Genomic DNA, 11,098 nt, shown 5'->3' with positions numbered 1-11,098 from the left:
ATCACATTATTTTCCAACTGATCTACCTTAATAACTTTGACATTTGCCTCGAGTTTATCCAGTCTTGGAATCACATTATTCTCTAAATCTTTGACATCCGTCTCAAGTTTATCGAGTTGATCTTCAACTCCCTTGATGTTGTCTTTAAATAAATCAGCTATAATTTTGATATCTTCTTTAGATAACATAATTTTTCCTCCTAATTATAAGAGGTCCCCACCTTGTATATCAATATTATCACCAAGATATACTTACTGTCATTTGTCACAAACTAACAAGAAATTGCACTCTAAAATTATCAACCTTACGTAAAAACTACATAATAACTATACTACTGTAATTCGTTACGTCACTAAAGTGTAATCTCCAAAAAAACAGGTGTCTTACTAGGCACCTGCGCTAAAAACTTTATCACAGCAACTTCTTGAGTTCTTCGATACCGGAAACGTCTGTTGCCTGCTTGTTTTCGTTCTGAATCTGGATGTAAACTTCTTTTCTGTAAATCGGAATCTCCTTAGGCGCTGCGATTCCGAGCTTGATCTGGTCACCCCTGATATCCAGAACTGTAATCTCAATATTGTTGTTGATTACGATTGCCTCATTCTTTTTTCTTGATAGTGCTAACATTTGATCTCTCCCTCCATGGTTTCAGCTAGTCTGATTAAAAAAGACCCCCAATACTTAGTATACTAACAATTATACACTAATTTACGTAGTATTATGCATTAGCTTCTTTATTTTTTTGCAAAATATCGTAAATCGGGAACTTTACAGGGTAGTCGTCATTATCAATAATGGTCTGAGCAGCTTTTCTCTCTTTTACATTGATAATGAAAGGTCCCATGAGGTTTACTGTCATCTGCTTGAGGTCATGAGGCACAGTAACTGTAACCAGCACAAGAAGATCATCATTCTGAATATCCCCAACATCCTCTGTGATGGTGACATCTACTTCAGGCTTGTAGTCAGGGCATACGATAAGCGGATCCATTACAGGCATAGCAAAACTTGGCTCGTCGATTGACTGAAGCCACTTGATTGTGTCTGTGCCCTTTTCCTCATCGTACATAAGAGTGAATTTCTTGAGGTCAGGGAATCCGATTATACCATTAGGAAAAGAAATAACTTTGCTATCATCAATTTCAACTTCGCCAAAGATTCTAGTTGTTAATTTCATTACTAAACCTCCATCATTGATAAAGATACCTTTGCAAATTAATTATATACGTTATTTCGTCACTTTTCTATAAAAGTTTAATAAACAAACTCTATCAGATGTAATTTATGAGCGAGCTCTGACTAATCTTACCTGTCGCCATCAAGCTGGCCTCATATGTCACCTTCGCTGTTGTGAGCTGGGTTGCGGTCTCGGCAAGGTCGATATCCTCATTCTCAGACTGCAGTGTCTTGAAGGTTGTAGTTTGGTTCATAAGTCTCTGGTTAACAAGATCAAGTCTCTTGGATCTGGTTCCGTTAGCGGTAACGGCGATGTTGGCAACATCCAGAGACTTCTGATTGGATGTGATCTTGTGCTCGAATTCCTGCTGCATCTCTTCTCTTAAGTAGTTGTAGGCCTTCTGAGCTGAATCAATCTCAGCATTTATAACAGCTCTTTTCTCATCATCGGAAGTAGCTGCAAGCTTTTCATTAAGAGTCTTGATTGTTCCGTCGATCTGCTTAAGCTCGCTGAGCATCTTGGAAAGGTCCTGAACATCTCTTTTTACACCGGTTGTGAAAACTTCGCTGGCCGTGGTGTTAACTACAACTGACTGAGCAAAGCCCACATCGTAAGCAATGTCGTGGCCTGCATTTCCCTTATTGTAGAGAATTGTCTTGCCGTTGGGATCGGTGTAGTTACAGTTAAAGAGATTCTCCGGGCGGATGTCTCCGTTTACCCATTCCTTCTTGTCGTAAACTATGTCGATGGACTTGGCGTTTATGATATCAGGAAGGGTTGAAAGTTTGTCTTTTAACTCCTGACTAAGGAGAACTTCGCCGGTGGAGGCATTCAGGATTGCCATGGCCTCGCCGTTATAAAGCTTTTCGTAGGCCGCGTCAATATCAGCTTCCTCACTGGTTGAATAGAGAATGTTGTCATCATTGCTGGAAAGAACCAGCGTTGTTTCTTTATATGAAGAATTAACACTACCGTTGGCTGTAACATTTATCACGTCGTTACTGTAGGTACCATCGGAGTTCTGAACAGCATTAAGATTCTTAACCGTGTAGGTGCCATCGCTGTTAACTGTTGCCACATAACCGTCCTTATCAAGGGCTATTTCATAGCTCTGACCAATTGCCGGTAAAAGAGGAAGATTAACACTTCTTACGTTCTTGTCATCGTCAGTGTAAGTGAGGGTTGAAACCTGCTTGGTCTCTATGCTGGCGATACCGGACTGAATGCTCTTGGTTGGATCAAGGTCACCCATGACTCCGTCCTGACTTACAGGGATTGTACCTATGATGTTTCCTGAAATATCCCTTGCAGTTACAAGGTAGGAGCCGTCCTGCTGAGTTGTTGCTGTGTAGGTTGCGCCATCCTCTTCGTTAGTGATCTTATAATTGCCGTTATTATCAATAGGAACCGAAGCGGTTCTGGTAACTCCGTCTGTAGTCTTGAAGGTTACGTTTATTACCTGCATTGTACTGCTGACACTGCTGGTTGCTGGCTGAAGCAGGTCTTCTCTATATTTAAGCTGCGCCTCGTTGATAATGCCGTTTCCATTATCAGGCTGAATGTAATTAAGGTTGTCGTAGGATAAACGGATTCTTCCAACAGTTCTTTCTACGATTGTGTGCTCGTAAACTGCGTTGTCAACAGTCTTATCCAATACTGATGCTGAATCCAGCTTGTATTTACCAAGAATTCTCTTGGATTCTCCAACTGCAGAGGCATTGAATTCATCGTTGATGTCTGTGTAATTGGTAGTTGTGGTCTTGTCGAAAGTAAGGGATGTATCTGTTCTATAGCCGGTAAAAACGTATCTTCCGGCGTAGTCTACATTACCTGTTGAGTAATACTCTTTTGCCAGGGCATCCATCTGAGTGATGATGGTCTCAAGATCGTCCAAAGTAAGGTCCTTGCTGGCGCCCTTTGTTGCCTGTTTAACTGAATCTGTCAGCACTGAAGTTATGGTGGACAGGGCATCTGCCGTTACGTTAAGCCAGCTCTCCGCATCCTTGGCGTTCTTTTCATAGTACTGAGAAAGCTGAGTTACGTTACTCCTTAATCTCAGGGCTCTTATGGCGATAACAGGGTCATCTGAGGGCCTCGTCAGCTTTTTTCCAGTAGACATCATGGTGTTTAGCTGGTCCTCCGTGATCTTGTTGTTATTTATGTTGTACAGGGAATTATTCTGCATGATCTTATTTGTGATACGCATAAAAAGAACCTCCGAATTAGGAAAAAAATTAAACGCCGGTCTGAAGAATGAGTCTGTCGTAAATCTCAGTCAAAGTCTGGATCATCTTGGATGAAAGAGAGTATGCGTTCTGGTATTTAACCAGGTTTGAAGCTTCCTCGTCCTCATCAACGCCTGAATCTGAAAGTCTCTGGTTGTCGATGGTGTTCTCAAGAGATTTGTAGGTATCCTCAAGAGTCTGTGAATTATTCTTATTAAGTGCAATATCTGCAAGAACCTTGGTCAGGAACTCGCCTGATGTAGCGCCGCGGAAGATTTTCTTGGTATCAAACATCTCTTTTAAATTCTTGAGATTAAGGAACTCTGACTCGCCTTCCGTAAGGTCTGCCTTGGTAGCAAGTCTGTCAGCATTATCCAAAAGAACTGCATTAACCGATACGTTGCCGCCTCTGATCTTGTAGTAGCCCTTGTTCTCGGAAAGAGTTGTAAGCTGCTCGTAGCTGTACTGTGCAAGGGAATTTGTATCCATCATTCCTGTTAAAAGATTGATACCCTCCAGGGAGTCTGATGTATAGCCTGATACCATGATCTGATTTGTTGCATCTGAGAACTGGCGAAGCCACTCGTTCATCTGAGCCATGTAATACGGAATTCCCTGATAACTATTGGCGTAGCCGATCTTAACTGTAACGCCGGTGTCAGGCATGCTTGAAAGTGTAGATTTATCTATAACGAAGGTATAGGTTGAATCTCCGTCGTAGCTCCAGCTGTCGTACTTGTAGTCCTTGGCACCGATGTGGATGCTGCCATCCTCAGGAAGAGTTGCCTTAGTCATATCCTTGAGATAATCCGCTTCAACATTTACAGTAACAACCATCTTGTCGCCAACCCACTCAGCTCCTGCGCTCTTTCCGTGGAAGTACTGACCATTGTTACCATCTCTCATGGCCAGAAGCCCCTGAAGCTCTCCACCAATAAGCTGTGAATCAAGTGCGAAATCTGAGAGTTCATTTACATTGTCGCCGTCCTTGTAGCTTCCGTAGCCCCACTTGATATCGTAAAGGCCTTCAACGTCGTTCTGGCCTGTGCTGCCGTCTGTATCTCTTGCTACGCAGATCATCTTTCTGTATTCATAGGTATCAACCAGTTCGTAGGAGCCCGCAACCCAGATCTGATATCTGGTTGCGCCGGTTACTCTGTCCGGATTGTTCTCATCTACTACCGGTGTTTCCTTGGTTTCTATTGAAATCATCTTGGAGAGCTCATCAACCATGGTATCTCTTTTATCTCTAAGTTCGTTGGCCTTGGCTCCTGTCATCTCGATGATATTTATCTGTTTGTTAATGCTTGCTACTTCCTGAGCTATGGAACTGATTCTGTCTGCACAAAGCTTAATCTCTGCATTAACGTCGGCCTGCTCATTCTGAAGACTTCCGTATACGTTGTTAAAATACTCTGTAACCGCCTTCATCTGCGAAACATATGTTGATTTGGTCTCTGTGGTTCCGGCTGCTGTCATTACGGACTCAAGAGATGCTTCCATCTTGTTAAAAAGAGTTGAGAATCCGCTTACACCATCATCGTCCAGGTACTGTTCAACCAGCTGGTTGTAGTAGTTCTTTTGCTCAACATTTCCAAGAAGCTGCTCGTTATTTCTGAACTTCACATCGTAGAAGCTGTCCCTTACTCTGTCGATTGCGAGAGTATCAACGCCGGCTCCGGCGCAGCCATAGGTGGCAAAAACTCTAAGAGCGTTGCTAGCCTGCTGAGTAACCTTCTGACGGCTGTAGCCATCAGTGTTGGCGTTTGCTATGTTGTTGGCTGTAGTGTTCAGGGAAGCATTGGATGCTCTAAGACCTGACGCTGCGATGTTAAGACCAAAAAATTGAGATGTCATAGCTTTATCTCCTTTTTATGAACCCAGAGTGGTTACCAGGTGCTCCAGCATTTCGCTGACAACGTTGATATATCTACTGGAAGCGTTGTAGGCATTTTGGAACATGATCATGAACTCAAGCTCCTCGTCACTGGATACACCTACAATCTGCTCTCTTGCAGAAGACACCGCCGATACTGTTTCCTCCTGGGCCTTGGAGATTGACTTATACACATCTCCTGAGTTGGCAACCTGGGAAACAAGGCTGTTATAGTAGGTAACGAAGCTGTTTTTGGAGGATACGTTAGGGTTAAGAACGTAATCTTCCTTGGTAAATGCCTCTTTTAACGCTGTCATGGTGGCTGTATCCTCGCCGCCATCTATTGTTCTGAAGGTGAAAAGAGTTGGATCCTGAATAAGCTTTGGATTAACCTGGGCGTTCATGATGGTAAATCCTGTGCTTATGGTTCCCGCTGCCTTTTTATCAGTGATATCGTAAGTCAGTTTGTCATCTGGGTTTGCCTCTACGAAAAGAGCGAAATCGGAAGGAAGACCAACGGTGTTATCCAGTACTGCAGGATTGGATTCTGCGTTTATCATGATCTCGTTGATCTGAGTCATGATGGCGTGGATCATCTGGTCGAACTCGGCCTGAATGTTCATGATTACTGACTGTGCGATGTTATTGTTGTAATAGTCTGTATCCTCTACGATATCGTGGTAGGAAGCGTTGTGATCACCTCTTGCGAGGAGCACTGCTTTCAGCTTACCGATATCGGTATTAGTTGTAGTTGAAATTGTGGTTTCAAGGTTGTAAATGTGTCCGCCTGCGATGGATGTGATAACTTTTTCTCCATCACTGTTTATCTCTGTCTTGGCTGCGTACTCCCAATAAGGAGTTGCGTATCCAACAGGGCTCTCCGGCGGATCAACATGCTCTGTTGTAATGATTCCGATGTGATTTACATGGTCTGTAGTAACGAATGAAGAACCTTCGAAAAGAACTGTTACATTTCCGAATATATCTTCTGTATATTCAATCTTGCCGTATTCTGCCAGTCTGTCTAAAAGATCATTTCTCTCATCTCTAAGATCGTTGGCGTGTTCTTCTTTGCCTGATTCTATGTAGACGATGTCTTCGTTGAGCTGGCGAATCTTATCTCCGATACTGTTGATGTCTTTTACCATGACCTCTACTGTGGAGTCCAGGTTCTCCTGATAGGAAACAAGACCGTTGTATACGCTCTTAGCTCTTGTCAGGAACTCGTTAGCTCTTGTAACCAGAGCGCTTTGATTGACTGCTGAACATGGATCCTTGGCCAGCTCCTGAACTGCTACCCAGAGATTATCAAGAGCTTCTGCAAACTCTGTTCCGTTCATCTCCTGGAGCTGATCTTCGATTTCCTCAAGAGCCTTGGTGGAAACGTCATAAAAAGCGTATCTCCCGCTCTCCTGTCTGTAAGAGACATCGAGAAATTCGCTTCTGACCTGCTTACACCTGTTGTAGTTAACACCTGTTCCGATCTGCTTGGGAGCTATGCAGTCATATCTGCTCTCCAGAGTCTGATAAGCTCTGGTTCCCTGAGATACCTGTTGCCTGGTGTAGCCTTCGGTGTCCACGTTAGCCATGTTATGTGCCGTTGTATTCAAGGCATTTTGTGATGTCTGCAGTCCTGATTGGCCTACATAAAGGTTCGCCATAAGTGACATGGGCTGTTCTCCTTGTGATATGCGGGGCACTGGCCCCGGCCTAAAAAAGGGCGCAAAAAAGACACTATCGGGAAATTGTCTTTCCCGGGTGGGTCATCTGTTGCTGGATAAGATGTGCTAAACCTTGATGTTATCTCGATTTAGCCTCACCTTACTGCTTTGCATCAAACCCGCCCGATGTGTAACCTAGACAATCGCCTGTAGTGTCTAAAGCTCTGGAATAATTTGCTGTCTGTGGAGCTCTCCTAGACGCCTGGATGATGTTCATCTCAAATCGAACCATTTCGAGGGAACTTGTAAGTAGCTCCTGGTTCTGTCCGTTTACACGCCTGACATTTTCTGCTACATTTCGTAGCCTGTCTCGTTGTGTTGCCAGGCTTTTCTGATCTTGAGGTCTCTTTTCCAAAATCTCGATCAGATCGGTCAGTTTTAATGAATCAACATCCTTGTTGAGTACGCTGGCAATGTTCTCCATCGCCACGATTCTCTCTTTTTCAAGGCGCTGGATCTTGCCTATCACGCACTGCTCTTCATCCGTGATTTCCGCAAGTGCCTTCAGATCGCCTGATACGATGATGGCGGTCTTTCGGCTAGACAACCCCAGTAATTTCTCGTACATGGTGCATTCATTGTCAAGAACCTGCACCAAAGTTTCCATCAAACTAGCCACTGGAATTATCCTCCTGATTATTCATTTATACTACTATCCGCGGCAAATATAGCCGTCAGGATCGTATTCTTATACTAAACCTTCTGAGGCTTCATATTTAGCAAGAAGCTTGTCTGCAAATGCCTCTCCACTAACATCATAAGTTCCGTTCTTAATAGCAGCTTTGTACTTAGCTACAACGTCCTCCCTGACATCTGGAGCTGCGCTTACAGCCTGTTTAGCAACCTGAATATCCTTACCAATAGAAGAGAAAGAAACAGTGTCCCTGATATCATTTGTCTTCTTGGTAGGCTGTGCCTTATTAACTTTGTTGTTTGAATAAACCTGCTGAACTTGACTGTACGCTTCTATACGCATATTCTTTTCCTCCTTCCTTGGAGTATTTTTTTATCTACTTCATTTATCGGTAGATATTCACATTACTTTAGACTTTTCTGATTAGTTTTCCTGAAATTTATCCCCTCTTGTTTCAGGTCTGTAATGCGTGTGTTCTCCAAGGTTTTCAACACTTTTTTATTGGCTTCTATCTTTATTATCGGATATTGTTTAAAAAAACTTTAGAGTTATTTTATAATTTTTTTTGTGAACTTTTTGTGTCCTCTTTTATTTGTATTATCCCGCCCACACCCGGATGAATGTGAGCGGGAAATCACATCATAATCTTGCAAGATCCATCTGGTGCACAGTTCCTACGCCTCCACTCTCCCGTAGGAATAAGCCACTGGCACGCATCATGGCTGCGGCAGCAATCTCCGGCACAAAGCCGTTGTCATCAGACTTTTTCCCACCGAACGTATACTCAGTCTGGGCACTTCCCAGGAAGATTGCCCCGACATCTGCCTCCTGCAAGGACAAAAGCGTATCTACGCCGTCCTCGCCCCGAAGCCAAACCCTAAGCTTACCATAAATAGAATCTCCCTCATCAATCCACCCATTACCGTCTTCATCATACTGGGCCAGATCCCTGAAGCCGTCGCCGCTCTTTGTTCCGAACAGCTCACTGCCATCATTAATCTTGCCGTCCCCATTTCTGTCATAGGTAAGGAACCCTGTTCCGGCTCCCAAACCCGCAATCTTCTCATCCTCTCCATCGCAGTCCAGATCAAAATAGAAGCTCTGGTCGCTGATGTTTGTAACATCGCTTCCCACGTTGATAACAAGAGGATCGATCATGCTCACAGCGCTGGCAAGACTCACACCTGCATATACCGACAAGCGCCTAGACATACTGAAACTAACATTGAAATCAATCTCTCTTCCATCCTCCGTCAGGGCCTTTCCCTGTCCGGTAAAAGAAGTAGCTTCTTCCTCAACATGACTCATCTGAACCGTAGTTACCTTTACAAAATGACTTTCAGTTATCATGCTTGAAGCTTCACCAATAGTCTCCTGGTAGCCGCTTCTGGACCTATCCCCACCGATTAGCTGAAGGAAACTTAAAAGGCTCTCCAATAAGCTGGCCCTAATCTGCGCAATCTGCTCCTGAAGGCTCATCTCATAAGTACTAAGATATCCTGATTTGTAGGATTTCAGATTGTTGTAATTCTCACTTCCAAGGCTCGTCCCCACACTGTCTTCGCTTAGTTCCAGTGAATCTTTTTCCTGATTCTGCAGACTTTCCATGAACGACCCCTTCGCCACCACCCCACTTGATATCGATACCGTGTTTTCCTCATAGTAGTGATTAGTTGATACTAAATTCACATCGCTTTGTGCAATTCTCATGATGCCTCCTTGGTATGAGGGCAAAAGAAAAACCCTCATAATGAAGATTATTACTCTTCCATGAAGGTTCACGCTTTCCATAGCTGATAGGATGTAACATTGATTGCTGGTGGGGCATCTGGTGGTATACCCATCAATTAGCATCCGTGTGATAATCATATCGGCTTAGGTCATTATTAAGTTAAGGCAAAAGAAAAAAGACTAAATATTCAGATTTTAGTTTCCATTCGCCAAAAGATCCTCATACCTGTCATGGCAGATCACATAGAAAGTATTCTGCTCAAGGAACACATATCCCGTAAGCACATCAGCGTAGCGGTCCCACAACTCACCATCCAAGACAAGAATTGAATCCTCATCTTCAAGGAATCCGTATACACCTCCATCAAGGCACTGCAGATTTGCAGTAGATTCAGCAAGAAATACGTAGTCCAGCTCCCAGTGGCCCTGGTCTCCAACGAAACGGGTTCTGTCGTAGGCAATATACGCATCGTATCCGGAATACTCACCGGAAGTGCCCTCAACAAACTCAGCAATATCATGCTTGAACTGATCTACAGCTCGTCCACCGGTTCCCAAAGTGCTGTACTGTACAATCTGAACACAGGCGTAAAAGACACAGAAATAAACCACAACTCCTGCAAACAAAAGCCTTAGAACTCTGAAATCAATCTTCTTCAAAACCTCCACCGTCTCAATTGCAATAATCCATATGATTGCTATGTATGAAGGGTCAATGTACCACATCATGTAATGCCCAGCCAGAGTGTAGAGCGCAATAGGCACCACATAGGCCAGAATAGACAAATACTTGCGGCTTACAAACGCCTTCAAATCCGCCAAAACCTTCTTTACAGACAAACCTGCACCGCACTTTACAAAGTACAGCACAACTCTTGTCAAAAGAACTCCTGCCAGCACCCAGGTTACCTTCTCGTGGCTGATATCCCTTAGATACAAAAGCGTGATTCCGCCTCTGGTCTGATCACCAGCCTCTCCAAGAGTAATACACTTGATATACTTAAGTCCGTCAAATCTGGCTCTTGCCAAAACCCATATAACAGCAGGTAAAAGAGCCACTACTGCCGCCCAAATCACCTCTTTTATCTTGAGATTCTTAAAAATCACAGGAAGATACAAAACACCAACTACGATAAACACTACAACGTGCATGCTCTTGGTCATAAAGCCAAGGCCAACAGCAGCGCCGTACAAAATGATCATCCATGACTTGCCCCTGTGAACCTCCGCCAGGGCAAATATAGCGATAGCGTAGAACAGACAGAACAGCGCATCCATGTCCCCTGCCCTAAACATATGAAACTCAAAGCACTGCCACAGCGCAGGAAACGCCGCTGCAGCCACAATTGAATACCTCAGATCGTAGCGCTGATACAAATATCCGCAGATCAGCACAATTGTCAAAAGACCTGCAATTGCCGAATACATACGTAGTCCCAGGGTGTTGATTCCCAGAACCTTAAACCAGAACATGATACTCCAAATACCCAGGGGCGGCTTGGAACCATAATCCACCTGATACCTCAAAGTTGGCACTAACCAGTTGTCGGCCTTTAACATCTCATTTGCATTGATTGCATACCAAGCCTCGTCTGTGCTCATCAATGTGCCTACCCCAAGTTTGTAAAATAAACGAATACAGATAATGGCTAAAAGCGCAATCATCATTCCCCACTGCACTCTTTTCCTAGATAACATACTACTTACTCCTCACAATAGCGGCTCCAGAATCCA

General features: G+C 43.8%; 10 protein-coding genes. All 10 read right to left on the bottom strand.

Annotated features, from left to right (window positions below; genetic code table 11):
- On the bottom strand, window positions 1-188 hold a 188-nt coding region (locus G613_RS0115270), incomplete at its 3' end, for a hypothetical protein (RefSeq protein WP_029674998.1).
- 223 nt (window positions 189-411) lie between these two features.
- The gene (csrA, locus tag G613_RS0115265) at window positions 412-627 is read right to left on the bottom strand and encodes a carbon storage regulator CsrA (RefSeq protein ID WP_026488690.1); all 216 of its coding nucleotides are present in this window, start codon (window positions 625-627) and stop codon (window positions 412-414) included.
- Between the two features lie 91 nt (window positions 628-718).
- On the bottom strand, window positions 719-1,177 hold the full coding sequence (gene fliW, locus G613_RS0115260) for a flagellar assembly protein FliW (protein ID WP_029233450.1): 459 nt from the start codon (window positions 1,175-1,177) through the stop codon (window positions 719-721).
- A gap of 94 nt (window positions 1,178-1,271) precedes the next feature.
- Entirely contained in the window at window positions 1,272-3,383 is a 2,112-nt protein-coding gene (locus G613_RS18850) for a flagellin N-terminal helical domain-containing protein (protein WP_029233449.1), read from the bottom strand.
- Between the two features lie 28 nt (window positions 3,384-3,411).
- A complete protein-coding gene (gene flgK, locus G613_RS0115250) occupies window positions 3,412-5,259 on the bottom strand; it encodes a flagellar hook-associated protein FlgK (RefSeq protein ID WP_029233448.1) in 1,848 nt (615 codons plus the stop codon).
- Between the two features lie 15 nt (window positions 5,260-5,274).
- Window positions 5,275-6,948, bottom strand: coding sequence for a flagellar hook-associated protein FlgK (flgK, locus tag G613_RS0115245; protein ID WP_029233447.1), 1,674 nt, complete (start codon window positions 6,946-6,948; stop codon window positions 5,275-5,277).
- 151 nt (window positions 6,949-7,099) lie between these two features.
- Window positions 7,100-7,606, bottom strand: a complete 507-nt coding sequence (locus tag G613_RS0115240) for a flagellar protein FlgN (RefSeq protein ID WP_029233446.1) — start codon at window positions 7,604-7,606, stop codon at window positions 7,100-7,102.
- 81 nt (window positions 7,607-7,687) lie between these two features.
- A complete protein-coding gene (gene flgM, locus G613_RS0115235; RefSeq protein WP_029233445.1) occupies window positions 7,688-7,975 on the bottom strand; it encodes a flagellar biosynthesis anti-sigma factor FlgM in 288 nt (95 codons plus the stop codon).
- 297 nt (window positions 7,976-8,272) lie between these two features.
- Window positions 8,273-9,343, bottom strand: a complete 1,071-nt coding sequence (locus tag G613_RS0115230) for a hypothetical protein (protein WP_155828113.1) — start codon at window positions 9,341-9,343, stop codon at window positions 8,273-8,275.
- Between the two features lie 216 nt (window positions 9,344-9,559).
- The gene (locus G613_RS0115225) at window positions 9,560-11,062 is read right to left on the bottom strand and encodes an ArnT family glycosyltransferase (RefSeq protein ID WP_029233443.1); all 1,503 of its coding nucleotides are present in this window, start codon (window positions 11,060-11,062) and stop codon (window positions 9,560-9,562) included.
- Between the last annotated feature and the right edge of the window lie 36 nt (window positions 11,063-11,098).

This window comes from Butyrivibrio sp. VCB2006, from assembly GCF_000420945.1.
In the GTDB taxonomy this organism is placed as follows: Bacteria; Bacillota; Clostridia; order Lachnospirales; family Lachnospiraceae; genus Butyrivibrio.
Note: the sequence above shows the minus strand (reverse complement) of the source record. Positions and strands in the feature narration are given on the sequence as shown.

Coding starts and splice junctions, on each gene's coding strand:
- flgM (WP_029233445.1), bottom strand. CDS start 7,975: ATGCGTATAGAAGCGTACAGTCAAGTTCAGCAGGTTTATTCAAACAAC.
- flgK (WP_029233448.1), bottom strand. CDS start 5,259: ATGACATCTCAATTTTTTGGTCTTAACATCGCAGCGTCAGGTCTTAGA.
- csrA (WP_026488690.1), bottom strand. CDS start 627: ATGTTAGCACTATCAAGAAAAAAGAATGAGGCAATCGTAATCAACAAC.
- G613_RS0115240 (WP_029233446.1), bottom strand. CDS start 7,606: ATGGAAACTTTGGTGCAGGTTCTTGACAATGAATGCACCATGTACGAG.
- fliW (WP_029233450.1), bottom strand. CDS start 1,177: ATGAAATTAACAACTAGAATCTTTGGCGAAGTTGAAATTGATGATAGC.
- flgK (WP_029233447.1), bottom strand. CDS start 6,948: ATGTCACTTATGGCGAACCTTTATGTAGGCCAATCAGGACTGCAGACA.
- G613_RS0115225 (WP_029233443.1), bottom strand. CDS start 11,062: ATGTTATCTAGGAAAAGAGTGCAGTGGGGAATGATGATTGCGCTTTTA.
- G613_RS18850 (WP_029233449.1), bottom strand. CDS start 3,383: ATGCGTATCACAAATAAGATCATGCAGAATAATTCCCTGTACAACATA.
- G613_RS0115230 (WP_155828113.1), bottom strand. CDS start 9,343: ATGAGAATTGCACAAAGCGATGTGAATTTAGTATCAACTAATCACTAC.